Raw genomic sequence first — 25,954 nt, 5'->3', positions numbered from 1 at the left:
CGCCCGTCGTCAGCGAGACCCCGCGCATGCCGAACTGGATCAACCCGCAACTGGCGCTGCTGGCCCTCACCATTGGCGCGATCCTGCTCGCCCTCGGCGTGCGCGGCGTGCGTGTCGACCGCGACCCGCGCTGCCGCGCGCGTCGGTGCCGGTACCCGCTGCGCGAACTGCTCGACGCGAAACGCAACGCGAGCGAGCCGGAATGGCCCGTCACCTGCCCCGAGTGCGGGCGCGTGATGGAGACGCCCTCGCGCGCGAAGTGGGGCGCGCGACGAGCGGTGCGGGCGATGGTCGTGATCGGCGCGCTTCTCGCGGCGCCATCCATCGGCGTGCTCGGCCTCGATGCCTACGCACGGGCGCAGAGCGTGCGCGCGATCGGGTCGATGCCGGTCTGGGCGCTCCTTCATCTCGCCGATCGCGACGCCGAGCACAACGACTGGCGTCATCAACGCGAGCTGCTCGCACGCGCACGCGCCGGCGCGATCACCCGCGCCGAGGCCGAACGCATCGCGGAGCGCATCCTCGCGTGGCAGCAAGACGCAACGCGCACGGTGCGGGTCGCCGGCGACCTCTTCTGGGAGCTCGCCGACCCGGGGCTCCTCCCCCAGCGTCAGATCGATCAGTTCTGGGAGCACGCGTTGCGCTGCACGCTGCTGCTGCCCTCGGCGGTGGAGCGCGACGGCCCCTTCCCCTTCGCGGTGCGCATCGAATACCGGGGGGGCGGAAGGCTGCCCTCCAGTTACCTGCCTTCCAGCTACGGCGATGATGAGATCCTGGCCAGAGCGCTCTTTCGCGTCGAGCGTCTCGCGATCAACGGCCGCGAAATCTCCCTCGAAGGCCGCAACCCCGTTCTGCAGTACATCTACACGCAGATCGACAGACCGACGACGATCCACCGGTCGTTCTTCGCGACGGACCCGGTGTGGGCGTCCATCGTGGCGCCATCCGAGAGCGCTGATCGCGCCACGATCGAGCTCACGATCCGCTGGCTCGCAGAGCCGATCGGGGCGCGGACGACGCTGGAGATGACCCCGGGGAATCCGCCGGTTGATGTTTCCCTGACCTACGAACTCACCAGACGCAATCTGGCGACCACGCGTCTCATCACGCTCCGAGGCGAGGCCAGGGCCGCGCCGACGGGTTCGCTCGCGCGCAGGACCGATTCGTCGAAGGAGATGCGCGCGTACATCGAGAACCTTTTCGCGCCCGCGACGCTCGAAGTTCCCGATCTCTCGCCGTACGACGGCGGCGCCATCGTGGTGTTCGGCCCGCTGTACGATCGCCCGACGCCGCCGCCAACCCCGACGCTCTTCCTCGCCGATGCGGTCATCCGTCGAGGGGACGAATCGATCCCGACGCTCTGGACGCAGGGCCTGGCGGGTCAACACCCCTTCGCGACTCGCGTGCCGCGCCGGGACGACCATGATCGCCTGTTCACGCTCGTCCACGCCAACCCCGAGGGATGGGAACTCGTCCTCACGCCGCGCCCCGATCTCGGCGCGTATGTCGCGAACGACGCGCCCGCGGTCGCGGGCGAGCCCATCGTCATCCCGCTCACCGTGAAGATCGGCGGGAGTCGGTCGCGTCAGATGAGACCACCGGCGCCGGAGTGACCGCCCATGCCGCATTGGCTCGACCCACGCATCGCGCTCGTCGTTCTCGCCCTCGCCGCGATCCTTCTTGCCGTGGGCGTGCGCGGCGTGCGTGTCGACCGCGACCCGCGCTGCCGCGCGCGTCGGTGCCGGTACCCGCTGCGCGAATTGCTCGACGCGAGACGGCGAGCGAACGAGCCAGAATGGCCCCTCACATGTCCAGAGTGCGGGCGCGTGATGGAGAGCGAATCCCGCGCGCGCCGTGGCGCCAGGAAGAAACTCAGGTCGCTGCTCGCGCTGGCGATCGTCCTCGCGCTGCCGTCGTTGGGCCTGCTGGGGTTCGAGGGGTACGCGAGGTGGCAGAGCATGAAGGCGATCGGCAGCATGCCGCTGTGGATGTTGTTGCGTCAGGCGGAGAAGGACAGCGAAGCCAACAGTTGGCCGCATCAGAAGGAGCTCTTCGACCGAGCCGCCGCGGGTCGTATTGATCCGGCGAGCGCGCCGCGTGTGGTCGAGCGCATCCTTCGCTGGCAGCGTGATCCGCTCGTCGGGTTCGGGTTCGCGGGGGACGCGCTCTTCGAGCTCGCCGAGCAGGGCTTCGTCACCGAGGAGCAGCAGAATCGCGAGTGGGAGAACCAGTGGATCTTCGGCCTCACGCTTCCCGAGACAATCGAGCCGGGGATGCCTGTGCCGATCTCGATCACGGCGCGTCATCGGGCGGGGGTCACCCATGGGCCGCCGCTGATCGAACGCACGCCGTGGGTGACTCGATACCAGCGCAGTCTCCAGACGGAATGGCAGACGACGATCCGCGTCGACGCGATGCGCATCGACGGGCGAGAGGTCGAGATCCCCGAGGAGCTGCGAGACCTGCGGTCGCTCTCGTACACGCCCGCGCACCACCGGGTCCGCACCGTCGGCTGGTGGGTGAACAGAGGGCCCTGGGCGCACGCCGTTGCGCCCGAGCACGACCCGGCCTCAGAGGTCGGCGTCGAGATCGAACTTGTGTGGCACTTCGGCGAGAGCGGGCAGCACGGGCTCCAGCAAGACCCCGAGCAGGCCGGGCGCTGGGTGACCGCCGAGCAATGGCTGGCGCATCGCGGCGTGCCGACCACGGGGCGCACCACGCTCCGCGGCACGACGCGCATCGTGCCGCACGGCTCGATCACGATCGACACACTCTCGCAGCCGGACTTCGAGAGCTGGCTTCGCGCGCACCTGTCACGGAGCGTCATCAAGGTGGTGCGTCAGGCGCAGGGCGATCACTTCGTGTACATCGCCCCGGCGAGCCCGGATCGGAAGACCCTGCCCGCCGATGCGCCGGCGGTGTTCGGGCGCATCGATCTGATCCACAAGGACTGGCGCATCGGCGTGGCAGGCGTGGCCGCCCATCCGTCGACGGGTCGTCTGGGCGAGGGCGGGTTCTCGCTCGGGATGCACGAGCCCATCGGCAGGTTTCTTGTCGAGAACCCGACGGGGTGGGAGCTCGAACTGACCGCGCTGCCCGGCCTCGCGATGCGCACGGCGGAGCGTCCGAGCGCGTGGTCGGGCCAGCCTGTCCGTGTGCCGATCAGCGTCGAGCTCGATCTCCGCTGCTGGGAAGGCCAGTGGTCCCCGATGCTCTTCCCTGCGACCGGGCCCTCGCCGACGACCGACTGATACCATCTCTCCCATGCCCTCCCTCTCCGACATCATGGGCCAGGACCGCGCCGTCTCGACGCTGCGCGGCGCGTTGTCTGCGGATCGCGTGCACCACGCGTGGGTGTTCCACGGGCCGCAGGGCGTGGGGAAGATGACGACGGCCCGCGCGTTCGCCGCGATGCTGCTCGACCCGACGCTCGCGACGAACCTCGCGGGCGAGCTCGAGCCCGACCCGGACAGCGAGACGGCGCGCCTCATCGCGGCGGGGCTGCACCCTGACCTGCACATCGTCACGAAGGAACTCGCGCTGTTCAGCGACGACGCGCAGGTGCGCTCGCGCAAGCTCATGACGATCCCTCGCCAGGTGGTCGACGAGCACCTGATCCGCCCGGCGACGCTGACGGCGCGCGTGCCCACCGGGGCGCGCGCCGGCAAGGTGTTCGTGGTGGACGAGGCCGAACTCCTCGACGAGGGCACGCAGAACGCGGTGCTCAAGACGCTCGAAGAGCCGGCGACCGGGACGGTGATCATCCTCGTGACCAGCCGCGAGAGCCGGCTGCTGCCCACGATCCGCAGCCGCTGCCAGCGCGTGTCGTTCGGCGCGCTCGACGAGCGTTCGATGCGCGCGTGGGCCAAGCGGGACGAGGCGATGCGCGCCGTGGGCGAGGAGCAGCGCGAGTGGCTGCTGGCTTTCGCCGACGGCAGCCCGGGTCGTGCGTCCAACGCGAACGCGCAGGGGCTGTTCACCTGGTCGCGCACGCTCGCGCCGATGCTCGACGACGCGTCGCGCGGGCGGTTCAACCCCGACATGGGCAAGGCGATGGCCGACCTGATCGAGCAGTACGCCCAGGCGTGGGTCGAGGCGCGCGAGAACGCGAGCAAGGACGCCGCGAACAAGGACGGGGCGCGTCAGATGTTCGCGCTGCTCACGCACGAGGCCCGGCTCGCGCTGCGCTCGGCGCGAACCCCCGACGACGCGGAGCGGGCGCTGCACGCGATCGAGCGCGTGGGCGAGTGCGAGCGCAACATCGACTCGAATGTGAACCCGAAGTTCGCGTTCGAGGAACTGGCGTCGTCGCTGGCGCGCGGGTGACGCCTTCCCCCCTCCCGCTCGCGGGAGGGGCCGGGGGAGGGTCTGGGGCGAGTTGAGCGTTCGGGCACGCGTCGGGCGTGCGTCGGCGATCACCCCTCGATCGAGATCGACGAATAGCCGCCGTTGGCGCCGGACTTCACCGGCTGGGGCAGGCGCTTGGGCGCGACCGGGGTCGCGGTGGTCGCTGGGGTCGGCGAGTTGGGGGTCTCGATGACGGGGTCGGTCTCGTCGGTGAGCTGGGTGGAGGGCGCGCTGGCGTCGTTGATGGCGCGGGCGAGCGCCTCGGCGTCTTCGTGGCGCAGGGGGGGCAGGCCCTGCTCCTCGCGGGCCTTCTCCATGACCATGAGCCAGGTGGCGCGGTCGAACTCGAGGAGTTCGATGACCTCGTCGACCATGCCGGCGCTCTTCTCGAGGTTGGCGTCGAGCAGGCGCCGGTACATGAACATGTAGAGCGCGCTGAGTTTGGCGCAGATGTCGGGGGCGATCTCGGGGCGCAGCGAGGAGATGAGTTCGAGGAGGATGTTCTTGCAGCGCGTGAGCCCGTTGAACGCCTGCTCCCAGTTCTTCGACGCGATGCCCTCTCGCCCCTGGCGCGCGAACTTGATCGCGCCCTCGATGAGCATGAGACGCAGCTCCTCGGGCCTGGCGGAGAGGACCTTGCTGCGAAGGTACGCGTCGGCTGGGTTCGGGGAAGTCATCGTCCTGAAGATCGGCTCAGCGGGGGTGGGTGTTCAGCAGCGAGGGGAGAACGACGCCAGTCTTTGTCATCGGCCCCCCGGGCGAGGGGGGGCCACACTTCGTCTTTCTGCGCCGGGCTTTAGCCACCGAAGACCGAACCCAGGGCTGCCTGCTGGCTCTGGAGGGAGGCGATGGCCTGCTCCATGCCGATGAACTGTGCCTCGAGTCTTTGGCGTTTGCGCGCGAGCTGCGAGTCGAAGTTTCGGATGCGCGTGGTCTGCAGAGAGATCTGGTCGCCGAGGGTGTTCTTGCGCCGGGTGAGCAGGCCGTCGATGGAGTTGGTGAACTGGTCGGCCAGGTCCTTGATGCGCTCGGCGATGCCCATCTTGTTGGGGCGCAGAGGGTCGCGGTTGGGCGTGGTGATGAGCGGGTTGCCGTCGTCGTCCGCGAGGAGCACGGTGGGCTGGCGTTCCTCGAGGCCGAAGGCGGCGAAGAGGTCCCTGACCGCCTGCGGGTCGGTCTCGAAGGCCTGGCGGAAGCGTTCGGAGTCGAACTCGAGCTTGGCGCCGCTGCCGATCTTGACGCCGGCCTGCGAGAGGCGCTGGAACTGTCCTTCGACGGCCAGGGGCGTGCCCTGGATCGCGCTGAAGAGGGCGGAGCGGATCTGCGAGACGCTCGAATCGCCCAGGAGCGCGCCGCGACGGTTGGTCTCGGCGTCGTAGGAGTCGTACTTGTTGATGGTTTCGATGACCTTGTTGAAGGAGTCGACGAACTCCTTGATCTTGGTCTCGATAGCGGCGGTGTCGCGCGCGACGACGAGCTCGACGACGGTGTTGGATGCGCCGTTGAGGTCGATGGTGACGCCCTGCACGACCGAGGACAGCGAGTTGGTGGACGAGGTGAGCGCGATGGCCGCGGCGGGGTCTGCCGAGCCGTAGAAGACGACGGCGTCCTGGCCCTTGGTGAGTGTCGAGAGCCCGAGGTCGACGCCCTGGGTGTCGATGGTCATGCGCCCGATCTGGCCCGAGCTGCGCGAGGTGAGGGAGAGTCGGAAGGGGGTGGCGCCGCCGCCGTCGTTGACGATGGAGGCGGTCACGCCGATGCCCTCGGAGTTGAGTTTGTCGGCGACCTGCTGGAGGGTGTCGTTGGCGTTGAAGGTCAGTGTGCGTTCGAAGGAGCCGTCGAGTCGGTTGGTCTCGGGGGTCGTGCCCGACGAGGTCCCGGCGATGTTGAGGCGTCGCGCGACGCTGCCGTCGAGGTCTTCGACGCGGATGGCCTGCGCGCCGCCCGAGGAGTCTTCGAGGAGGAGGCCGTCGCCGTTGTCGTTGATGCGCGCCTTGACATTGAGCGGGCGGCTGTTGATCGCGCCGATCAGGTCGTCGAGGGTGCGCATGTTGCTGGTGACATCGATCTGGGCGATCGCGCCGCTGGAGTCGATGATGCGGAAGCGTCCGACGCCCACGCCTGCGCCGGCGTTGAGGGTGGACAGGCGCGTCGCGCCGCCCAGCCACTTGGTCTGCAGGTTGCCCGAGCGTGCCGAGCCGTCGGTGAACGAGCCGTCGAGGCCCAGGGACTCGGCGGCGGAGCCGCCCACGATGAGCTGGCCCGGGCCGGCGGTGTTGTCGATGAGCGTGATGCCGTTGCCGGCGGAGTTGATGCGCGCCGTGACGCCTGCGCCGGAGTTGTTGATGGTCTTGAGCAGGTCGGAGATCGACCCGTTGGCGTCGATGGTGAAGTTGGTGACCGAGCCGTTGCGCGTGGTGATGCTCAGCTCGTCGCCGGTGAGGCCCGACCCGCCGTTGAGCGAGGAGACGAGCGTGGAGTTGATGCCGGCGAGGAGTCGGCGGGTCTGGATCTCGCCGGTGGACGAGGAGCCGAGCAGGCCCAGGTCGCGCGCCGTGGTGCGTCCGGCGTCGGCCTCGGCGACGATGAGGTCGCCCGCGCCGCCCGTGTTGTCGGTGAGCACGAGGGACACGCCGTCGGCGCCGATCGCGGCGGTGACGTTGCCCTCGGTGTCCTCGTTGATGTAGTCGATGACGTCCTGGATGGTCGTCGCGGTGGTGCGCGTGACCTCGCCCTGCGCGTTCTTGATCTCGCCGAGGCGCACGCTGTAGACGGTGCCCTCGCGCGAGGTGATGCGCATGTCGACGGCGGCGGTGGATCGGATCGCGACGCCGGCGCCGTCGTTGAGCGACGCGAGCGCCGAGGTCGAGGTCAGGTAGTTGAGTCGAGACCCCGTGATCGAAGCGGCGCCGACGGTCTGCTCGATGCCCAGCGACGACGCGGTGTTGGAGCCGAAGACGTCCTGGACGCTGAGGGAGCCGCCCCCGCCCGAGAGGTCTTCGAGGACGAGGCGGTCGCCGTCGACCGAGGCGCGGACCTGGACGCCGGCGGCGGCGTTGATCCTGTTGAGCACGTCGTCGACGGTGATCGCGGTCGAGAGGTCGACCTCGGCCGACCCGCCGGCGCGGTCGCTGACGAGGATCTTGCCTCGCTGGACGCCCGCGCCGCCGTTGAGGTTGGAGAGCTTGGTCTCGGTGGTGAGCTGCCCGCCCCCGATCTCGACGGAGAGGGAGGTGAGCCCGACGCCCGAGGTGTCGCGGTCGGTGAACCCGCGCGAGACCTTCTGGTCGGTGGTGACGAGGCGGTTGACGAGGAAGCTGTAGGCGCCCGGGACGGCGGTGGGCCCGGCGGTGGCGCTGAGCACGCCGGCGTTGGAGGACGACGCCTTGGCGGAGTCGAAGACGCGGTTGAAGCGCAGCGACGCGGCCGAGGTGCGCAGGGCGAGCAGGGAGGAGTTGACATCGAGGTAGGCGGCCTGCTGGGTCTGCAGCTGCACGATGCGCTGCTGCGCGAAGACCTTGGGGCGCGACTCGATCGCGAGGAGCTGGTTGATGATGCTCTGGTAGTCGATGCCGGACACGAGACCGGAACTGGAAATGCCGCCCATGGTGGGATCCCTCCCTGTGATGGCCCTCAGTGGCCGGGCGAAGAAGCGCATCCGACGCGCGTGGGGCGCGTCGGGTGCGCAGAAAGTCGGTGCGTTGCGCCGTGCACGCTCACGCGGCGCGTCTGGCGGTGACGCTCGCAACCTCGGCGCCGAGCGCCGGGACCGAGTCGCCCGGTCGGTGCGAGGGGGCGTCCAGACCCAGCCGGCGCAGGTACATCATGTCCGAGGCCCAGGAGGCCACCAGACGACGGAACATGCGATGGGCGTGGTCGACGGCCGGGTGTTCGTCGAACACATCGGCGTGGAGCATGGCGGACGCGGCGTTCAGAGACTTGGTGCTTTCCATCGTTACTCCCTCCGGTCCCGGCCCATCGTGGGACCGGCGACCCGATACTGGGAGGTTCGGCCAAACCTCGGTTCATCTTGAGGGCCGAATAACGGATCGGGAGACCTGTGACGGGAACGCAAAACAGGGGCCCGCCCCTGGGCACGGTCGAGTTCTCGGACCGCGCAGAATCGGCGCATTCCCGGGTCCGGGGGACCGTTTCCCGGACCCGCGCCGCCGCGACGACCGATACCGGGTGTTGTAGAGTGTCTACCAACATGCCCGACCCCAACGGGACATCCCCTGTCCAGCCAGCCCGCGCTCCGACGGCTCCCCCCCCGGCGCCCCCGTCGCCCCCGGCGATCCGCGTCGAGGGCATGACCAAGCGCTTCGACGGCAAGGCGGTCCTCGAGGGGCTGACGCTCGAGGTCAGGCGCGGCGAGACCATGGTCATCATGGGCGGGTCGGGCTCGGGAAAGTCCACGATGCTGCGATGCCTGATCGGCTCGCTCATCCCCGAAGAGGGGCGCATCTGGCTGTTCGGCGAGGAGATCACCTGCCTGGACGAGCGCGGGATGAACGAGGTGCGCAAGCGCTTCGGCGTGCTGTTCCAGAGCGGCGCGCTCTTCAACTCGATGACCGTCGCCGAGAACGTCGCCCTGCCCCTGCGCGAGCACACCACGCTCGACCCCGACATCATCGATATCCAGGTGAAGATCAAGCTCGAGCTGGTGGGCCTGCGCGAGCACGCCGACAAATACCCCGGGATGCTGTCGGGCGGGATGAAGAAGCGCGCCGGCCTGGCGCGCGCGCTGGCCCTCGACCCGTCGCTGCTCTTTTATGACGAGCCCAGCGCCGGGCTCGACCCGGTGACCAGCGCCGAGATCGACCGGCTGATCGTCGACCTGTCGCGCAAGCTGGGCGTGACCAGCGTGGTGGTCACGCACGAGATGGACAGCGCCTTCACGATCGCCGACCGGATGGCGATGCTCGACAAGGGAAAGATGATCGCCGTCGAGACGCGCGAGTGGTACGACGCGCTGCGGACCACCCCTGCCGACGAGGCGCAGACCCTGCCCCAGCGCGAGCGCCTGATCCGCCAGTTCCTGCGCGGCGACGCCGACGGGCCCATCACCGAGCGCCGCGCGCAGTCCAGTTACGCCGAGGACCTGCTCGGCTACCAGCCCGCCCTTCTGCCCAGCCGCCCGAGCATCGAATCCACGCGCGACCGCTGAAGCACCGCGACGACCCGCGCGCACTCACGAGGGAAGCCAATGGCTCGCGTACGAACCGACGCCGACAAGATCAGAGCGGGACTCTTCGTGCTGGTGGCGCTCGCCGCCGCGTTCACGATTGTCCTGATCCTCGCCGGCGCGGGCGACGCGCTCAAAGCGCGCACGCGCTACCAGGTCTTCTTCCCCCTCCAGACCAGCACCGAGGGGCTCGAGGCCGAAGCGCCCGTCCTCGTCAACGGCAGGCCCGTCGGCGTCGTCAAGCGCATCCGCCTCGAGCTCGATTCCACGAATAACCTCACCGACGGCGTGTACGCCGAGATCCTCGTCGACAAGAAGATCACCTTCTACGGCGAGCCGATCGCGCTGCTGAACCGGCCCCTGCTGGGCGCCGGCGCCACCATCAACTTCCCGACCGTCGGCAGCGTGGGCGAGGCGCCCGTCGCGCCCGAGGGCGCCACGTTCCCGGGCATGATCGCGCCCCCGGGCTTCCTGGCGCAGGCCGGCTACGGGCCCGAGCAGCAGAACCAGCTGCAGGACATCCTCCGGCGCGGGTCGCAGCTGGCCGAGGAGCTCGAGCAGATCGCGCGCGAGTTCCGCGACGAGGCCCTGCCCGACCTGCGCGCCATGGTCTCGACGACACGCGAGCGCCTCGACGGTTGGTTCGCCACGGGCGATCGCATCGTGGGGAACATCGACGGCGCCGTCGCCAGGTTCCCGGGCATCGCCCAGTCGGTCGAGGAGGGCGTGCGCGACGCGCGCGCCATGGTCACCGACGCCCGGTCGCTCGTCGAGGACAACCGCGAGCGCGTGAGCACGACGCTCGAGAACGCCCGGGCGGCGTCGGAGCGGATGCACTCGCTGCTCGAATCGTTCGAGCGCGACACGAAGCCGGCGATCGACGCGATGGTGCTGGACGCGCAACGGACCGCCGAGAGCGCGCGGGCCGCGGTCGAGCGCGCCGACGCGCTGCTGGCCGAGTCGTCGCCCGCGCTGCGCCGGACGGTCGCGAGCGCGCGCCTGGCGGCGGACCAGCTCAAGTTCACGCTCGAAGAGGTCCGGCGCGCCCCGTGGCGCCTGCTGTACCGCCCCGACACGCGCGAGCTGGAGTTCGAGCTGCTGTACGACTCGGCGCGGATCTACGCCCAGGCGGTCAGCGACCTGCGCGACGCGAGCGCCGCCCTGGAGGCGGCCAGCGACGCCGCCGAGGCGCGAGGGCGTCCCCTCAGCCCGGCGCAGGCCGCCGAGATGGGCGCGCGTCTCGACCGCGCGTTCCAGTCGTACGAGCAGGCCGAGCGGGCCTTCCTCGATCTCGTGATCGGCCAGCGCCAGCGTCGCTGAATCCCGGTGGGCCGAAGGCGCGGAATGCCGATGGAAGTCTGAGGTCCCGACGGAATCGCGCCGCCAACGCGTCCAACAATGTCGGCGACCCTCGCTCCACACAGGAACACACCCATGGGCGCCCTGCGCACCTGCCTCTCGACGAATCTGACCCCCCTGCTCCTGCGCCTGGCGCTGGGGCTCACCTTCCTCTGGGCCGGCTGGGGCAAGGTGATGGTTCGCATGGACTTCGCGCCCGAGCAGCTGGCGCGCCTCGCCAACATGGGCGTCGATCGGGCCAGGGTCGCCGCCGCGACGCCCGGGAGCGCGCTGCCCGACCCGGGCGCCTCGCGCGAGGACGCCCTGCCCCACGCCGGGCGCGTGATCCTCGCGCAGGGCGCGGCGCCCGGTCGCGTCTACACCCCTGCCGACTTCTCCGGGCCCGCCCAGCTCCCCGGGCTCTACGGGCTCGCCCTGTTCATCCAGGGCAGCGCCACCGCAGACAAGCCCACCATGCCGGCGACCCTGGGTCGCGACGCGTGGCCCGTCCGGCTCGCCCACGCCGCGGCGTGGACGGAGCTGATCGGCGGCGCCTTCCTGCTCGTGGGCCTGTTCACGCCTCTGGCCGGCTTCGCGATCGCCTGCGTCATGGGGACCGCCCTGTGGATGACCCAGATCGGCCCGGCGACCGTCGGGGGCGGGCCGAGCACGCTGTGGTTCCTGCCGCCGATCAACAACTTCGCCCCCGGCGACGCCGGGTGGTCGAAGTTCCTTTGGCAGCTCCTGCTGATGTTCAGCGCCCTGTCGCTGGTGTTCGGGGGGGCCGGTGCGGTGAGCGTGGACCGCTGGATCTTCGGCTCGCGTGGATCGCCGGGGGGCTCTGACGCGTCGTACAACTCTGACGATGACGAGGACGACGAGGACTAAGCCCGGCCTGCGCGCCGCGCTGGGGATCGATTCCCTGAGCGGGATGGCCCTCGCCGCGTCCGTGGGCGTGCATGTGGGCGTCGTCTGCCTGGGCGTCGCGGTCGGGGCGTTCTCGCGCGCCGAGCGGTTCACGCCCGGCCCGGCGCAGGCCCCGGCCGGGCTCGCGACGCAGGTGGCGACCTCGGGCGCGCCCCTCGACGACGCACCCCTTCGCGACGACGCGCCCCGCCCTGCGCCCACGCGCCCCGCCGAGCACGCGCGCCACGCCGACGCCCTGCTCGCGCCGGCGACGCTCGTGGATCGCGCCGTCGCCGCCGCCGCCCCGCTCGACGCGCCGCCGGTCGCCGACCTGCGCGCGGCGATGCTCCAGAGCGACCCGGGCGCGCTGGCGGCGCCCTCCGCGGTGCGTGCGGCCCCGACGGTGTTCGGCGTGCGAGGCCAGCGCGAGGCCGAGCGCGTCGTCTACCTCGTCGACGCGTCGGGCTCCATGGTCGCCGCCCTGCCCATCGTGATGCGCGAGGTGGCGCGCTCCATCGACGCGCTCGCGCCGACGCAGCGCTTCAGCGTGGGTGTCTACGGCGGGTGGGGCGTCGCGTCGCCTTCCAACCTCGAAGACCGGCAGGGCTTCACCCTCGCCACCGAGTCCAACAAGGCCGCCGCCCGGCGCTGGCTCGAGCGTCAGAACGCCAGCGGCAACGGGGAGGCGCTCGGCGCCATCCGCTGGGCGCTCACCAAGCGGCCCGATGTGGTCTTCCTTCTCAGCAAGGGCATCACCGACCGCGGCATGACGCGCGACGAGCGCGCCCGCGCCGCCGCCGGCTTCCTCGCCGAGGTCGAGCGGCTCAACCCGCTCGACGAATCGACCGGGTGGCGCCCGGTGCGCATCCGCGCCGTCGAGTTCTTCGACGCCGACGCCGAGGGCCTGCTCGAAGAGCTGGGCGCGCGCCACGGCGCCTTCGGCTCCACCAGCCCGGCCGATCGCGGGCACCGCTTCATCTCACGCAGAGAGCTTGGCATCGAATGACCACCCGTCCCCGCCCGACACTCGCCCTGCTCGCGTGCGCCGGTCTCGCGCTGGCGCCCCACGCGCCGGGTCAGCCCGGGCCCCCTCCGGCGCGCACCCTTGAATCGCTCACGCCGGGGGCGCGCATCGACGCGGCCAGAGCGCGCGTGGGCGACGAATCGCTGCGCAGCGAGGACCGGCTCGACGCGATGCGCGATCTGATCGACGCGCTCGAGGACCGGCTCGAGCGCGGCGACACCCCGGCCGAGACGCGCGTGCGCGACGCGATCGAACTGGCCGAATCGATCGTGAGCGCGATGGCGTGGGAGGGGCTGCTCGCGACGGCGAGCGTTGGCGTGCTGACCTCGTCGATGCGCGAGCAGGCCGAGGCGGGCTCGCAGCGCGCGCTGCGGGCCGCGGCCCGGTTCGACGAGGCGCGCGAGACGGTCCGCGCCGTGGACCCGGCGCTCGAGGCGCGCGCGGCGCTGGCGCGTTCGCGCGCCGGGATCACGCTGGCGCTGTCGACGGGCGACGCCGAGACGCGCCGGCGCGCCGTCGTCGCCGCGTCGGCCATCCGCGCCGTGCCATCGCTGCTGCGCGAGGACGAGCACGGCGCCGCCGAGAACGCCGAGGCCGAAGCGCAGCGTCTGCTGTGCCTGGCTCGCCTGTCGCTGCTGGAGGCGCGTGCGCTCGAGGCGCGCGTGTCGTTCACCGGCGCGAGACAGATCGCGCAGTCGCCCCGCGCGAAGGCCGAAGCGGCGCTGGGCGCCGCCCTCGCGACGGCGCAGACCGACGGCCCGCGCGAGGCGCTGCGCCAGATCGACGCGCTCGCCCGCGACGACGCGTGGCTCGAGATCGAGCGCGCCGACGCGCTCGCGTCGATCCTGCGCGCCGACGCCGCCCGGCGCATCGCCCTCGCCCAGGCCGAGTTCGCCGACGCCGACGCGCTGCGCGCCGGGGCGATCGACGCGGCGCGCCCGTACCTCGACCTCGCGGCGCGCGGCGTCGCCGGCGCGCCCGGGCCCGCGCTGCGATCGCTGCTGGTCGAGAAGGCGGCGGCGTCTGGCGGCCCTCTGCTGCTGCGGCTCTCGCGCGAGCCGTCCGACGCGTCGGCGTTCGAGCGCGTCATGCGCGCACTCGCGCGCGAGACCGGCGACGACGACGCCCTGCGCGCCGCGATCCTCCTGCCCGGCTCGGGCGTCAACGCGCAGGCCCTGGGAGCGGTCGGCCCCTTCGCCGGCGACGCGCTCTGGCGTCTGGGCGTCTCGCGCAGCGAGCGCGTCGATGACGCCGCGGCGCAGCGCGAGGCGGCGGCGCTCCTGCTCGACTTCGCGCAGCGTTTTCCCGACGATCAGCGCGCGTTCGGCGCGATCGCCGGGGCCACCGCCAGTGCGCAGCGCGTCGCCATCGCCTCGCCCGGGGACGAGCGAGCGGCGGCGCTGTACGAGCGGACCCTTCGCGCAGCGCTCGACGACCCGCGTTCGGCGGGCGACGCGCGCGCCGACGCCTGGCGCTTCGAGCTCGGGCGCCTGCTCGCCGCGGGCGGGCGCGACGAGGAGGCGGACGACGCGCTCGCGAAGGTCGTCGCCGGCGCGCTGGGCGTCCGCGCCGCGGAGTTGCGCCTGGCCCTCGCCGAGCGAGCCGGCGACGAGCGACGCGTCGCGCAGCGAGCGGCCGACCTGGAGCGCGTCGCCGCCGGCGCAGGCGAGGACGGCGCGCCGGCGCTCGAACGCGCCCGCGCCGTGCGCGCCGCGGCCGAGGTGCGCGCCGCGGCCCAGACCGGCGACGAGCAGGGCGCGATGCGGGCCGCGGCCCGGCTCGCCGACGCCGACCCGGCCCGCGCCGTGACGATCCTGCGCGCCGAGGCGTCGCGCCTCGTCGAATCGCTCGCGCTGGTCGATGCGCAGGGCGAGCCGTTCAGCGAATCGCACCGCGCGACGGCGCGCGTGGCCGCCGCCCTCGGGCGCGCGCTCGTCGAACTCTCGGGGCAGCGCGAGGGCGCGTCGGACGGGGACCGCGTGCTGCTCGCGCGCGCCCAGCGGTTCCTTGGCGACGCCGACGCGGCCCGCGAGAGCGCCGCCTCCATCGAACGCGTCATGCAGCGCGTCGGGCGCGTGCCTGAGCTCCTCGCCGAGTACGCCGAGGCGCTGCGCGTCGCGGGCGATCAGCCCCGCGCGTTCGGCGCCTATCGCGAACTGTCGAACGCGACGCGCCCCGACGACCCGAGGACACGCGCGTTCCACTGGCTCGCGTGGGGGCGCATGCTCGAGATCCTCTCGGCGCAGAATTCGGACGGGACGCGCAGCGCGACCATCCGCGCGCAGGGCGAGCGACTGCGCCTGATCGATCCGTCGCTGGGGGGCCCGCCGCACCGGGGCAGGATCGAGCGCGCCATCGAGAGCGCGCGCTGAGTAGCCGGTGCGTCATCGCTCGTAGAGGTACGCCGCGGGCTCCAGCCGGTGACGCCCGCCCTCGGACACGGCGAGTGTCCCGCCCGAGAAGATCGACGCGCTGCCGAACGCGCCGTCCTTGCGCAGCGCGTAGAGTTTCACGTCGAAGTTGGGGCGACCCTTGTCATCCTGCAGGCGCTTGAGGCGTGTTTTGTCGGCGATCATTTTGGCGGCGTAGAGGCACGCGTCGGTGGGGTGATCGCCCATGGCCATGCGCATGACGATGGTGCGGGCGCCGCAGATCTGGATGACCGCTTCGCCGCGCCCCGTCGCACCGGCGGAGCCGACCTCGTTGTCGGTGTAGAGCCCCGCGCCGATGATGGGCGAATCGCCCACGCGCCCGGGGAGTTTCCACGAGAGTCCCGAGGTGGTGGTGCAGCCGGCGAGGTTGCCCTTCGCGTCGAGCGTGCTGAGGTGGATGGTGCCGGTGGTGTACGGCACGCCGTCGCGCCAGTCGATGTTGTGCGCGCCCCCTCCCCCTGCTCCCTGCTCCCTATTCCCTGCTCCCTTCCCCAGATCAAACTCATCCTCCTGCAGCCACTTGTCGTCGCGGCTCAGCGTCGAGCGCCACTTCAGCCACGCCTCGCGCGCCTTCTCGGTGAGCAGGTTCTCTTCCTGGAAGCCCATGCGCTTCGCGAACAGCAGCGCTCCCTCGCCAACGAGCAGCACATGGTCGGTGCGGCGCGCGACCTCTCTCGCAACGGCGGCGGGGTTCTTGATGTTGCGCAGACTCGCGACGGCGCCCGCTCGGTGCGTCGGCCCGTGCATCACCGATGCGTCGAGTTCGACAACGCCCTCTTCGTTGGGGAGCCCGCCCAGGCCCACGGTCATGTCGTCGGGGTCGTCCTCGGTGATCTTCACGCCGGCGACGGCGGCGTCGAGCGGGTCCGCCCCTTGCGTCAGGAGCTCGTACGCGCGCGTCGTCGCGGGGACGCCGTTCGCCGACGCGATCGCGATGGGCGCGCGACCGGTCTTGCGCGTCTCGTCACCGTCACGCTCGGGCGCGCGGGCGGCGCCGAGTTGTGCAAACGCCAGCGGCGACGCGGCGGCCAGACCGGAAACAGCGAGAAACGACCGGCGGGAGAGGTGGTCCATGCTCGCAGTGTACCGGAAGAGATGTACCGCAGAGGACCTAGAGGGCGCAGAGAGGGGAAGGGGTTGAAGAGCAGAGAGAAGGGGTGGCGTGGTGCGGCGCGGCCGTGCCACGGGAACTGATTGTTGTGTCCATTCCGCCTGCATTTCTTTGCCCCCTCGCCCCGCTTGCGCGGAGAGGACGGCGAGCGCAGCGAGCCAGGTGAGGGGTGTGCGTCGAAAGGCACGAGTGATGAGGCAAGTGGCACACGGGAAGATCGCGCAGACGAACGCAACTGTCAGATCGGAACCCCTCACCCAGCCCTCTCGCCAGAGGGGCGAGGGGACCGGAGAACAGACGGTGTCGTGGCTACACGATCAGCGTTCGTGGCACGGCCGCGCCGCACCACGCCACCCAGTGACTCTCTTCTTCACCATCCCCCTCTCTTCTCTGCGCCCTCCGCGTCCTCCGCGTTGAATTCTTCTCTTACAGGCGCGCGAAGGAAGGGATCGTGCCGAGCAAGGGGCGGAGGTAGTCGATGAACGCGTCGCTGACGTCGTTGTGGCCGCGCATGAACTCTTCGGGCATGTGGCGGGTTTTGCCGGCGACCTGGTCGAGATCGACGCGCACGAACTCGGCGCGGTAGGGCGCGTTGCTCAGGCGCTTGATCGCGATGGAGCCGTCGAGGTCGCCCGACATCGCGAGGCGTGCCGCGGCCCGTCCGCACTGGCGCGACTCGAAGGCGTCGACAGGCGACGCGTCGGGCCAGCAGCGCTGCGAATAGCCGAAGGTGTCGGCGCGCACGCGCGGCGGCTTGCCCCCGGCGCTCTTGAGTTTCTTCTTGAGGTAGTCGGACAGCATGTCGCCCAGCGCGCCCGTGCCGGACAACTGGATGTTGCCGTGCGCGTCGCGCTCGCGCTCAGACAGGGCGGCGGCGATGGGGAGCCCGTCCTCGTTCTGGATGCCCTCGGAGACGGCGATGAGGCAGCGCCCGTGCTTGGTGTACACGCGGTCGACATCGGCGGCGAAGCGTTCGAGGTCGAACTTGCGCTCGGGCAGATAGATCAGGTGCGGGCCGTCGCCTTCGCGCGTGCGCGCCATGGCGCTGGCGCCGGTCAGGAAGCCGGCGTGGCGCCCCATGACGACGTTGATCTTGATGCCGGGCAGCGCCGCGTTGTCGCGGTCGTCGCCGGCGAAGGCCCACGCGACGAAGCGGGCGGCGGAGGGGAAGCCGGGCGTGTGGTCGTTCTCGAGCAGGTCGTTGTCGATGGTTTTGGGGATGTGGAAGCAGCGGAGTTCGTACGAGCCCTCGTCGGCGATCTTGTTGACGATGCGGCAGGTGTCGGACGAGTCGTTGCCCCCGATGTAGAAGAAGTAGCGGACATCGTGGCGCTTGCAGGTGTCGAAGATGCGCGCGCAGTACTCGACATCGGGCTTGTCGCGCGTGGAGCCCAGCGCGGCGGAGGGGGCCTTGGAGACCTCTTCGAGGGTGTAGGGGTCGACCTCGGAGAGGTTGGTCAGGTCGCCGTTGACCATGCCCTTCACGCCGTGGCGCATCCCGAGGATGTTGGGGATGCTGCCGTGGTCGCGCAGCGTCTCGACGACGCCGACGAGGGACTGGTTGATGACGGCGGTCGGGCCGCCGCCCTGGCCGATGACGGCGTTGCCTTCGATGAGATTGGGGGTGGGCATGAGGGGAGTGTAGTGGCTTTCGGGCGGGGCGAGAATCCCCCAAACCCCCGGGTCGCGCCGGTGGAAGCGGTCTGCGCGGGGTTCGTGGCCGGGTGGCGCGTGGGGCCGATTTGCGCTATCCTCCGCGTTCGGAGAGAATCCCCCAATGACGACCGAGACCAAACCAAAGCCACGCAAGTCTGTCCGCGCGCGCGAGCGCGCCGACGGGTTGCTCGACCCGACCTTCATCACCGACGACGGGCTGGGGCGCGTGTTCGTGGGCGACTGCCGCGAGGTGGTGCCGCGCATCCCGGAGGCGGCGAGCAAGTCGGTCGATCTGGTCTTCGCCGACCCGCCCTTCAACTGGCAGGTGAAGTACGGCGACTGGCACGACGGGCTGCCTCGCGACGAGTACCTGCGCTTCACCGAGAAGTGGCTCGATGTGTGCGTGGACGCGCTCTCCGACAAGGGCGCGATCTGGGTGAACATCCCCGACGACACCGCCGCCGAGATCGTGATGCACCTGAAGGGTCGCGGGCTGCACATGATCAACTGGTGCGTGTGGCACTTCCGGTTCGGGCAGAACCGGATGGGCTCGTTCATCATGAGCAAGGTGCACGCGCTGTACTTCGCGAAGCACCGCGAGGTGGAGAAGCGCATCTGGAACCCCGAGGACATCCTCGAGCCCAGCGACCGCGCGACGATCTATTTCGACGAGCGCACCTTCAACAAGAAGGAAGGCACCGGCCCTGCGGGGATGCGCATGCCCATGGATGTGTGGTACGGCAAGCACTGGGGGCGCATCCAGGGCAACAACAAGGAACGCCGCCCGGCGCACGAGAACCAGTTGCCCGAGGTGTATCTGGAGCGCGTGATCCGCGCGTGCTCGAACGAGGGCAGCGTCGTGCTCGACCCCTTCAACGGCAGCGGCACGACGGCGACGGTGGCGCGGGGGCTGAAACGCGTCGGCATCGGCGTCGAGTACTCACCCACGCTCGCGAAGAGCGCGTTCGAGCGCATCTCGAAGGGGCCGATACGGCTGGGCGAGGCGCTGAATCAGAGCACGGCGATCTTCGGGCCGCGGCGGAAGTCGAAGAAGGTAGGGAGTGGGGAGTAGGGAGTGGGGAGCAGGGGGAGGGGGCAATGGGAAGGGATTGTGTCCCCCTTCCGCTCGGGGGAGGGGGCAGGGGGAGGGAGAACTGGCAGGTGCGCACTCGCGCGCGCAGACGCTCGCTCGTGGCACGGCTGCGCCGTACCACGCCACCATTCTGCGCTCTGCCTGCTCCCGGCTGCCTGCTCCCCACTCCCTTCCGCCCTCACACCCTCATGATGTAGAAGTAGTTCAGCGGGTCGTGGGGGAGTTCGTGGACCTCGGGCGCGTCGAAGCCGGCGTCGGCGAGCATCTGCTCGGCGAGTTCGCGTCCCCAGGCGGCGCCGAGGCCCATGCCGCCCTGGCCCAGCGAGACGGTCATGCAGTGCATGCACGAGATCGTGTAGATGAACGGCGCGAGGGGGTTCTCGAGGTTCTTCTCGACATGGCTCGACGCCTTGATGTCCTGCATGAAGTAGACGCCCCCGGGGCGCAGGGCGCGCCGGATGTTGGCGAGCACGGTGTCGGGGCGCTTCTGGTCGTGGATGGCGTCGAAGGTGAAGATCACATCGAACGCGCCGGTGTCGTTGACGGCGGCGGCGTCGCGCACCTCGAAGCGCACATTGGTGATGTTGCGCTCCTGCGCTTCGCGGGTGGCGGCGTCGATGGCGGGCTTCTCGAAGTCCCAGCCGACGAAGCTTGAGTTGGGGTACATCTGCGCGAGGGCCATGAGGGCGCGGCCCCTGCCGCAGCCCAGGTCGAGCGCGTCGCAGCCCTTCTCGAGCAGGGCGACCATGTCGGGCGCGAGGGGCAGGATGTGGTCGCGCAGGCCGGCGATGACGGTCTGTGCGCTCTCTTCGGCCATGACTTCGTGGAAGCGGCAGAAGCAGTGGTAGTGCAGGCCGCCGCCCTCGTGGAAGCGCTCGACGATCTGGTCCTCGACCTGTCCGAGGACGGCGATCCACTGCGCGACGCACGCGAGGTTGTTGGGCGAGGCGTCGCGCGTGAGGAACGCGGCGTGCTCGGCCGGGAGGGAATAGGTCTTGGCGCGCGGGTCGTACTCGACGACGCCCGCGCTGGTCATGCAGCCGAGCCACTCGCGCACGTAGCGCTCGTCGAGGTCGGCGGCGGCGGCGATCTGCGCGCTGGTGGAGGGCGGGAGGTGCGCCATCGCGTCGAAGAGCCCCGTGCGATGACCGACGGAGGTCATGAGCGAGACGCCGGCGTCGACGATGCGCTGCAGGGTGCGCTCGGCGAAGGCGTTGGCGCGGAATTCATCGAAGAACGCGGGTGAGACCGGCGCGGGGGCGCGGGCGGCGGTGGTCATAGGTTGGCTCCTGACTGTGGTGCGTGGGACATCGCTCTGCTGCTCCATTGGGGAGTAGCGAGAAGCGATGGCGGGTTGTGTCAGGAAACCTGAGAAAAAAGGATGTCAGGCGGCTGTTTACCCCCGTGTGCCCCCGTGGATCACTCGGTGATCCCCAGGTCCGCCTTGGTGAACAGCGCGTCGAAGCGCAGCCCGGCGTTTTCGATGTTCTCGCGCGCGCCCTCCTGGCGATCGATCGTGGCGATGACGCCGATGACCTTCGCGCCAGCGGCCTTGATGGCCTCGACGGCTTCGAGGGCCTGGCCCCCGGTGGTGGCGACATCTTCGAGGAGGATGACGGTGTCGCCGGGCTCGACCTTGCCTTCGAGTTGCTTGGCGGTGCCGTAGTTCTTTTTCTGGTTGCGCACGAAGAGGCAGGGCAGGCCGGTAGCCATGCAGGCGACGGTGACGAGGGGGATGCCGCCGAGTTCGGCGCCGGCGAGGCGGGCGACTTTGGCGTTGGCGGCCTTCTCCATCGCGGCGATGCGCTGGGCGAAGAGGGGCCCGAGGTCGCGGAGGATCTCGGGGCGTGTGGAGAAGAGGTACTTATCGATGTAGTAGGACGAGGTGCGTCCGGAGCGGAGCGTGAATGTGCCGCGGAGGACGCAGGCGTCGGCGATGTGCTGTGCGAGGGAGGCGGTGGTGGGCATGAGCGAGTTTAGGGGGGGAGGTGTGGGCAATGGGCAGTCGGCAATGGGCAATGGGGAAGAGAGTGCGCGAGGCGCGCGACTGTCAGATCGCCCTCCCCCTGCCCCCTCCCGCGAGCGGGAGGGGGATGATCCGATCCCATTGCCCATTGCCCATTGCCCATTGCCCATTGCCCATTGCCTGAAAGGCAGATCGCCCCGCGCTGGAGAGGGCGCGGGGCGATGGGGAGAGCAGTGCGCGGCGCGGGGATCCTCGCGCCTGGGGTGAGGGTTCAGTCGCAGTTGTTGCCGAAGCCGGAGAGGACGATGTTGAGGTCGAAGAAGTTGACGACGCCGTCGCCGTTGGTGTCGCCGGGGAGGATGGGGTCGGAGCTGGCCATGCCGAAGTCGCCGAGGACGGCGTTGAGGTCGGCGAAGTTGATCACGCCGTCGCCGTTGGTGTCGCCGAAGCAGCGCTGGACGGAGGCGACGCAGAGGGAGTGGAGGAAGAGGGTGGAGAGCGGTTCGGCCGGGGCGGTGTCGTCGTCGCCGCCCCAGATGACGACGGCGTCGAGGTTGCGCACGACGAGCGGCTGGTTCGTGACGGGGTTCATGACGACGATGGGGAAGGTGGAGCCGATGTGCTGGGCGTTGATGGACCAGTCGATGGTTCCGGCGGCGAGGTTGTATCGCCACGACGCGGCGAAGGGCTCGCCCGCGACGATGCCGAGCGCGGCGCGGGTTGGTCCGACGACGGTGGCGAGCGGTGCGCCTGGCGCGGCGGAGGCGCTCTGGGCGCCGAAGAGGTAGAAGCGGTCGTCGAGGGCGGAGTACCAGGCGTAGCCGGCGACGAAGTACGACGCGCCGGCGGGGTTGTTCATGAGGGGCGACCAGCCGCGCGAGGTGGTGAAGTCGGAGAGTGTGAACTGCGCGTCGACGCGCCAGCCGGTGGTGAAGGAGACTTCGACGCCGGGCACGCGGGAGATGAACTGCTGGAAGATGAACGCCTCGTTGGCGTTGATGTCGGGTGGCGAGGTGTGCGCCGTGTCGCGGAAGACATTGGGCATCGCGACGGCGAGGTCGTCGCCGGTGTCGGCGATCACGACATAGGGGTTCTCGGAGTATCGCTGGGAGGGCGGGGGGTCGCCGGTGGCGATGGCGTTGTGCTGGCTGGGGCGGAGGCCCTCGACGCCCCACTCGAAGTCGTCGCAGTAGGGCAGGGTGAACTCGGGGAGGACGACCTGCGGGAGGGCGGCGCACTCGAGCGCGATGGTGTCGATGCGCAGGCGCGAGCCGGCGCCGGCGGCGTCGTTGGCGGTCTCGAACTGGAAGGAATTGGCGGAGGAGTTGAACGCGAGGCCGTTGTAGACGGTGACGCCGTCGACGGCGAGGGTGAGCGAGTTGTCGAAGGCGACGGTGACGCAGACCTCGCGGAACTGGTCGTCCGCGGGCCACTGCACGCCGGTGCTGACGATGTCGACGCCGACGACGGGCGCGTCGTCGAAGGGATCGAAGTCGGGGTTGATCTGGACGAAGATCGAGTCGTCGAAGTCGCCGGTGATGGGGTTGCGTGCGCCGAGGAAGACGCGAGTCACCAGGCCGCCGGCGACGGCGGCGTTGGGAGAGTGGATCGCGAGGGCGCGGACGGTGTCTCCGGCGCCGGTGGAGGCGTCGACGCAGAGCGACCACGGGGACGACGCGTTGGCGTAGGTCGTGGGGAGCGTGGTGCGCGCGGAGAGCTGGTAGAGGTTGTTCGCGAGGGTGTTGGTCTGCTGGAGCGTCTGGCCCTGCGGCGCGCCGGCGTTCACGACGGTGACTCCGGAGGAGAGGGCGGCGAACCAGCGCGCGTTCTGCCCGAGGAGCGCGCCGGTGTTGAGCCACTCGAGGTCGTCGAGGTAGGAGGGACACTCGAGCGCCGGCGGGGAGAGGCTCTGCGCGAACACGCCGCCGACATCGAGGTTGTCGACGAGGAGCGCGACGCCGGCGGCCTCGTAGGAGGTGTTCCAGCCCACGCGGTTGAAGTTGCCGACGGTGAGGACGGGCGTGCTGCCGACGAGCGATTCGCCGGCGCCGTCGTGGAGGTCGACGAGGGTGAGCACATTGGCGTCGAGGGTGATCTCGGTGGCGAGGGTGAACCACGAGCCGATGGGTGGTGCGACAGGGTCGCCGATCTGGGCGCCGGGCGGCGGCGTGCAGCCGGGGATCGCGTTGCCGCGGTAGTCGGTGCAGTGCTTCGCCTCGATGAAACGGGGCGCGAGGAACGAGAAGGGATCGAGCGAGAGATAGTGGAAAGTGGGGATGAGCCCGAGGGGCAGGCCGCTGGCCTCGCAGTCGCCGGGGTTCTCGTCGACGCACTGGCCGCCCCAGAGGACGCGCGACGCGATGAAGCCGGCGTTCACGCTCACGGTTTCGAAGGTGTACAGCTGATCGATGGTGCTGAGAGAGTGATCGGCGGCGGCGCGGGCGTTGGCGTCTTGCGAGGGGCCGATGGGAGGCGAATCCCAGCGGAGCCAGAACCCGAGGGCGAACGAGCCGGGGTCGGCGGGTGGGTTGGGTGTGACCAGGCGCAGCGCCCGGGTGTTGTTCCCGCCGATTGGCGCTCCAGAGAGATCGACCGCGCTGAAGATGCCGGGGTTTGCCGGGCCGCGCACGATGGTGTTGGGCCAGACGAACCCGGGGGGGCCGAAGGAGTTGGCTGGCGGGAAGGAGAGGTTGTTGAGCGAGACGCCCACGGGGTAGCCCTCGAAGGTTTCGAGGAGCCCGCGGAAGTCGGAGACGCCGCCGCGCGGCGAGACGCCGGTGGCGTTGCGCTCGGCGAGGGGGATGACGGTGTCCGTCAGGGCGCGAGCGGCGCGCTCGGGCTGCTGCGAGGCGGTGGCGGCGTGGCCGCTGACGCCCAGCAGGGACGCGACGAGGATCAGACGATGCGATGCGTTCATAGGAGCCCCTTGCTCTCTCCCGCGTCCATCGCGGGTGTGTGCGGCGCGGGCCTGTGTTGCGGCACCGGAACCCCTTGTGCGGGCCCGCGCTGCGAGCGGTTTGGAAACGATCAGTGACATGATGATCCGAACGCGGCGAGGACCGCGTTGAGGTCGGTGAAGTTGACGACGCCGTCGGCGTTGGCGTCTCCGGGGGTGAAGCCGGTGAGGCCCGTGGCGCCGAAGTTGGAGAGGACTGCGTTGAGGTCGGAGAAGGAGGTGAGGTCGTCGAAGTCGAAGTCGGTGGCGCAGGAGGGTGCGTCGCAGGTCACGGCGATGTCGCTGATCTGCAACACGGAGCCGGCTCCGAGGTTGTTGTTCTCGGATTCGGAGGCGAAGAAGTCGACCCCGTGTGTGAAAGCGCCCGGGCCGGTGTAGATGCGCTGCCCGTCGATGGAGACTCGGAGCACGCCGTTCGCGGAGAGTCGCATCTCGAGCCTGCGATCGGCGTCGGGTGTCCAGTCGAAACCGGTGTCAACGATGTCGGTGTCGAGGACCGGGTTGTTCGCGTCGACGGGCCCGCTCAGGAACGGGTCGATGGGGTCATACGCGGGGTTGATCTGCACGAAGACGCCGTTGTCGAACGAGGCCGAACCTGGCGGCGAAAGATTGATGAAAGCGCGAGCGGCGACATCGTTGTTGTGCAGGAGCGCGAAGGCGCGTACGGTCGAGCCGGTGGTGCGGACCCGGACGCTTGCGACCACATCGTTGGTGAGCGTCGTGGAGACCACCGGGAGTTGCGTCCGCATCTGTTGCCGGTATCGGTCGTTCGCGGCGGTGTTGATCTCTCGGATGAAGCGGCCCTGAGCGCCGTCGTTCAGAACCCTTGGCGCGGCGGTCAAGTCCACGATCCAGCGCGGGGTCTGGCCGGAAAGCAACCCGGCGCTCAGCCACTTGAGGTCGTCGAAATAGGGGCATTCGAGCGGGGGCGGGCTGAAGACCTGGGAGAGCGTGCCGCTGGCCTCGATGTTGTCGACGAGCATGAACGCGTCCTGGGATTCGAACGAGGTGTTCCATCCCAGCCGGTTGATTCGTCCCTGGAAGGGGTTCTGGTTGGCGATGGCGACCTCGGGCTCGCCGTTGAGGTAATCGATGAAGTAGGTGAGCCGGCCGTCGCTCCCGATCTGTGCCGTGAATCGCGCCCATGCGCCGATGGGCGGAGGGACGAAGTCGCCGGCCGTGAAGCCGGGGGGCGGCGTGCACCCGGGGATGGGCTGGCCCGCGATGTTCGTGCAGAACCGGACGGGGTAGAAGCTGCCGGTGCTGAACCCGCCGTTGTCGAAGAGGGCGTGGAGGGTCGGGACCGGGCCGAGGGGTAGTCCGAGCTCTGCGCAGTAGCCCGTCGACAGGTCAACGCATGTGCCTCCCCAGAGCAGGCGCCCCGCGATAAACCCGGCGATGCCGGAGATCGGCTCGAATGTGTACTGCTCGGCGATGGTGCTGATGAAGAGTTCGGCGGACACGCGAGCGTTCTGGTCCGGGGATGGCGATATCGATGTATCCCATCGGAGCGAGCCGCCCGTGTAGAAGTAGCCCGGGGTCTGCGCGTTGTGGGTGCGGATGCGCAGCGACTGCGTCGCGTTGCCACCGACGGGAGAGCCGGCGAGATCGACGATGCTGACATAGTTCACATTGGCCTGGCCGCGGAGGTTGTTCATGCCCCAGTCGAATCCGTCCGGGACGATGGTTGATGTCGGCAGCGCGCTCGCGCCGGGCGTGGCGAGAGTGACGCCAGCGGGGTAGTGCTCGAGCTCGTCGCGCATCGAGGCGAACTGGCCTCGGAAGTCATACGCGCGCGGCGCGGCGCCCTGCTCGCCGCGATCGCGCTGGACGCGCGTGTCGGTGCGTGAGAGCGGCGCGAGGGGTTCCGCATGCGCAGACGACGCGAGGCCGCAGGCGAGGAGGAGTGAGCATGATCGAGTCGCGACACGCATCGGATG

18 protein-coding genes are annotated in these 25,954 nt (G+C 70.2%); 9 read left to right on the top strand and 9 right to left on the bottom strand.

Annotated elements, in window-relative coordinates; translation table 11 throughout:
• The first annotated feature begins 26 nt into the window (after positions 1–26).
• Genes KF684_10770 through KF684_10760 form a run of 3 tightly spaced genes read left to right on the top strand, consistent with a single transcriptional unit; the run spans position 27 to position 4,326 of the window.
• Entirely contained in the window at positions 27–1,613 is a 1,587-nt protein-coding gene (locus tag KF684_10770) for a hypothetical protein (GenBank protein MBX3353402.1), read from the top strand.
• A gap of 6 nt (positions 1,614–1,619) precedes the next feature.
• The gene (locus KF684_10765; GenBank protein MBX3353401.1) at positions 1,620–3,251 is read left to right on the top strand and encodes a hypothetical protein; all 1,632 of its coding nucleotides are present in this window, start codon (positions 1,620–1,622) and stop codon (positions 3,249–3,251) included.
• 13 nt (positions 3,252–3,264) lie between these two features.
• Complete coding sequence (locus KF684_10760) at positions 3,265–4,326, top strand: AAA family ATPase (protein MBX3353400.1); 1,062 nt, start codon at positions 3,265–3,267, stop codon at positions 4,324–4,326.
• A gap of 89 nt (positions 4,327–4,415) precedes the next feature.
• Here KF684_10760 and fliS read toward each other — a convergent pair whose 3' ends face one another.
• From fliS to KF684_10745, 3 genes are all read right to left on the bottom strand, one after another.
• Entirely contained in the window at positions 4,416–5,024 is a 609-nt protein-coding gene (fliS, locus tag KF684_10755; GenBank protein ID MBX3353399.1) for a flagellar export chaperone FliS, read from the bottom strand.
• Between the two features lie 119 nt (positions 5,025–5,143).
• Entirely contained in the window at positions 5,144–7,954 is a 2,811-nt protein-coding gene (gene fliD, locus KF684_10750) for a flagellar filament capping protein FliD (protein MBX3353398.1), read from the bottom strand.
• Between the two features lie 109 nt (positions 7,955–8,063).
• The gene (locus KF684_10745) at positions 8,064–8,300 is read right to left on the bottom strand and encodes a hypothetical protein (GenBank protein ID MBX3353397.1); all 237 of its coding nucleotides are present in this window, start codon (positions 8,298–8,300) and stop codon (positions 8,064–8,066) included.
• A gap of 257 nt (positions 8,301–8,557) precedes the next feature.
• Here KF684_10745 and KF684_10740 point away from each other — a divergent pair, with 257 nt between their 5' ends.
• The 5 genes from KF684_10740 to KF684_10720 all read left to right on the top strand — a co-directional run bounded on the left by KF684_10740 (position 8,558) and on the right by KF684_10720 (position 15,172).
• Positions 8,558–9,514, top strand: a complete 957-nt coding sequence (locus KF684_10740) for an ABC transporter ATP-binding protein (protein ID MBX3353396.1) — start codon at positions 8,558–8,560, stop codon at positions 9,512–9,514.
• 39 nt (positions 9,515–9,553) lie between these two features.
• Positions 9,554–10,852 (top strand): hypothetical protein, encoded by a 1,299-nt coding sequence (locus KF684_10735; GenBank protein MBX3353395.1) that lies wholly within the window; start codon positions 9,554–9,556, stop codon positions 10,850–10,852.
• A gap of 114 nt (positions 10,853–10,966) precedes the next feature.
• Entirely contained in the window at positions 10,967–11,758 is a 792-nt protein-coding gene (locus KF684_10730; protein MBX3353394.1) for a DoxX family protein, read from the top strand.
• A complete protein-coding gene (locus tag KF684_10725; protein MBX3353393.1) occupies positions 11,736–12,782 on the top strand; it encodes a hypothetical protein in 1,047 nt (348 codons plus the stop codon). The genes KF684_10730 and KF684_10725 overlap by 23 nt, the downstream gene beginning before the upstream one ends.
• A complete protein-coding gene (locus KF684_10720) occupies positions 12,779–15,172 on the top strand; it encodes a hypothetical protein (GenBank protein MBX3353392.1) in 2,394 nt (797 codons plus the stop codon). The genes KF684_10725 and KF684_10720 overlap by 4 nt, the downstream gene beginning before the upstream one ends.
• A 12-nt stretch (positions 15,173–15,184) precedes the next feature.
• Here KF684_10720 and KF684_10715 read toward each other — a convergent pair whose 3' ends face one another.
• Both KF684_10715 and KF684_10710 read right to left on the bottom strand, forming a co-directional pair.
• Positions 15,185–16,306, bottom strand: a complete 1,122-nt coding sequence (locus tag KF684_10715; protein MBX3353391.1) for a N(4)-(beta-N-acetylglucosaminyl)-L-asparaginase — start codon at positions 16,304–16,306, stop codon at positions 15,185–15,187.
• A 463-nt stretch (positions 16,307–16,769) separates the two neighbouring features.
• The gene (locus KF684_10710; GenBank protein ID MBX3353390.1) at positions 16,770–17,975 is read right to left on the bottom strand and encodes a 6-phosphofructokinase; all 1,206 of its coding nucleotides are present in this window, start codon (positions 17,973–17,975) and stop codon (positions 16,770–16,772) included.
• A gap of 145 nt (positions 17,976–18,120) precedes the next feature.
• On the opposite strand from KF684_10710, the gene KF684_10705 reads away from it, so the two are divergent.
• Positions 18,121–19,071 carry a site-specific DNA-methyltransferase gene (locus KF684_10705; protein ID MBX3353389.1) on the top strand — a complete coding sequence of 317 codons (951 nt, stop codon included), beginning with the start codon at positions 18,121–18,123 and terminating at the stop codon, positions 19,069–19,071.
• A 199-nt stretch (positions 19,072–19,270) separates the two neighbouring features.
• Here the strand turns inward: KF684_10705 and KF684_10700 are convergent, their stop codons facing one another.
• The 4 genes from KF684_10700 to KF684_10685 form a co-directional block, all read right to left on the bottom strand.
• A complete protein-coding gene (locus KF684_10700) occupies positions 19,271–20,371 on the bottom strand; it encodes a methyltransferase domain-containing protein (protein ID MBX3353388.1) in 1,101 nt (366 codons plus the stop codon).
• A 140-nt stretch (positions 20,372–20,511) separates the two neighbouring features.
• Positions 20,512–21,060: an orotate phosphoribosyltransferase gene (gene pyrE / locus KF684_10695; GenBank protein ID MBX3353387.1), complete on the bottom strand. Its 549-nt coding sequence runs from the start codon at positions 21,058–21,060 to the stop codon at positions 20,512–20,514.
• Between the two features lie 269 nt (positions 21,061–21,329).
• Complete coding sequence (locus KF684_10690; GenBank protein MBX3353386.1) at positions 21,330–23,975, bottom strand: hypothetical protein; 2,646 nt, start codon at positions 23,973–23,975, stop codon at positions 21,330–21,332.
• Between the two features lie 110 nt (positions 23,976–24,085).
• Positions 24,086–25,948, bottom strand: coding sequence for a hypothetical protein (locus KF684_10685; protein ID MBX3353385.1), 1,863 nt, complete (start codon positions 25,946–25,948; stop codon positions 24,086–24,088).
• Between the last annotated feature and the right edge of the window lie 6 nt (positions 25,949–25,954).

This window comes from Phycisphaeraceae bacterium, from assembly GCA_019636675.1.
Classification (GTDB): domain Bacteria; phylum Planctomycetota; class Phycisphaerae; order Phycisphaerales; family UBA1924; genus JAHBXC01.
The sequence above is the reverse complement of the archived record's forward strand: the minus strand, read 5'-3'. Positions and strand labels throughout refer to the sequence as shown.

What these genes read in the sequence shown, in the direction of transcription:
- KF684_10690 (MBX3353386.1), bottom strand. Translation starts at nt 23,975, where the DNA reads ATGAACGCATCGCATCGTCTGATCCTCGTCGCGTCCCTGCTGGGCGTC.
- KF684_10740 (MBX3353396.1), top strand. Translation starts at nt 8,558, where the DNA reads ATGCCCGACCCCAACGGGACATCCCCTGTCCAGCCAGCCCGCGCTCCG.
- KF684_10725 (MBX3353393.1), top strand. Translation starts at nt 11,736, where the DNA reads ATGACGAGGACGACGAGGACTAAGCCCGGCCTGCGCGCCGCGCTGGGG.
- KF684_10745 (MBX3353397.1), bottom strand. Translation starts at nt 8,300, where the DNA reads ATGGAAAGCACCAAGTCTCTGAACGCCGCGTCCGCCATGCTCCACGCC.
- KF684_10700 (MBX3353388.1), bottom strand. Translation starts at nt 20,371, where the DNA reads ATGACCACCGCCGCCCGCGCCCCCGCGCCGGTCTCACCCGCGTTCTTC.
- KF684_10715 (MBX3353391.1), bottom strand. Translation starts at nt 16,306, where the DNA reads ATGGACCACCTCTCCCGCCGGTCGTTTCTCGCTGTTTCCGGTCTGGCC.
- fliD (MBX3353398.1), bottom strand. Translation starts at nt 7,954, where the DNA reads ATGGGCGGCATTTCCAGTTCCGGTCTCGTGTCCGGCATCGACTACCAG.
- KF684_10760 (MBX3353400.1), top strand. Translation starts at nt 3,265, where the DNA reads ATGCCCTCCCTCTCCGACATCATGGGCCAGGACCGCGCCGTCTCGACG.
- KF684_10720 (MBX3353392.1), top strand. Translation starts at nt 12,779, where the DNA reads ATGACCACCCGTCCCCGCCCGACACTCGCCCTGCTCGCGTGCGCCGGT.
- KF684_10685 (MBX3353385.1), bottom strand. Translation starts at nt 25,948, where the DNA reads ATGCGTGTCGCGACTCGATCATGCTCACTCCTCCTCGCCTGCGGCCTC.
- KF684_10770 (MBX3353402.1), top strand. Translation starts at nt 27, where the DNA reads ATGCCGAACTGGATCAACCCGCAACTGGCGCTGCTGGCCCTCACCATT.
- KF684_10735 (MBX3353395.1), top strand. Translation starts at nt 9,554, where the DNA reads ATGGCTCGCGTACGAACCGACGCCGACAAGATCAGAGCGGGACTCTTC.
- fliS (MBX3353399.1), bottom strand. Translation starts at nt 5,024, where the DNA reads ATGACTTCCCCGAACCCAGCCGACGCGTACCTTCGCAGCAAGGTCCTC.
- KF684_10710 (MBX3353390.1), bottom strand. Translation starts at nt 17,975, where the DNA reads ATGCCCACCCCCAATCTCATCGAAGGCAACGCCGTCATCGGCCAGGGC.
- KF684_10705 (MBX3353389.1), top strand. Translation starts at nt 18,121, where the DNA reads ATGACGACCGAGACCAAACCAAAGCCACGCAAGTCTGTCCGCGCGCGC.
- pyrE (MBX3353387.1), bottom strand. Translation starts at nt 21,060, where the DNA reads ATGCCCACCACCGCCTCCCTCGCACAGCACATCGCCGACGCCTGCGTC.
- KF684_10765 (MBX3353401.1), top strand. Translation starts at nt 1,620, where the DNA reads ATGCCGCATTGGCTCGACCCACGCATCGCGCTCGTCGTTCTCGCCCTC.
- KF684_10730 (MBX3353394.1), top strand. Translation starts at nt 10,967, where the DNA reads ATGGGCGCCCTGCGCACCTGCCTCTCGACGAATCTGACCCCCCTGCTC.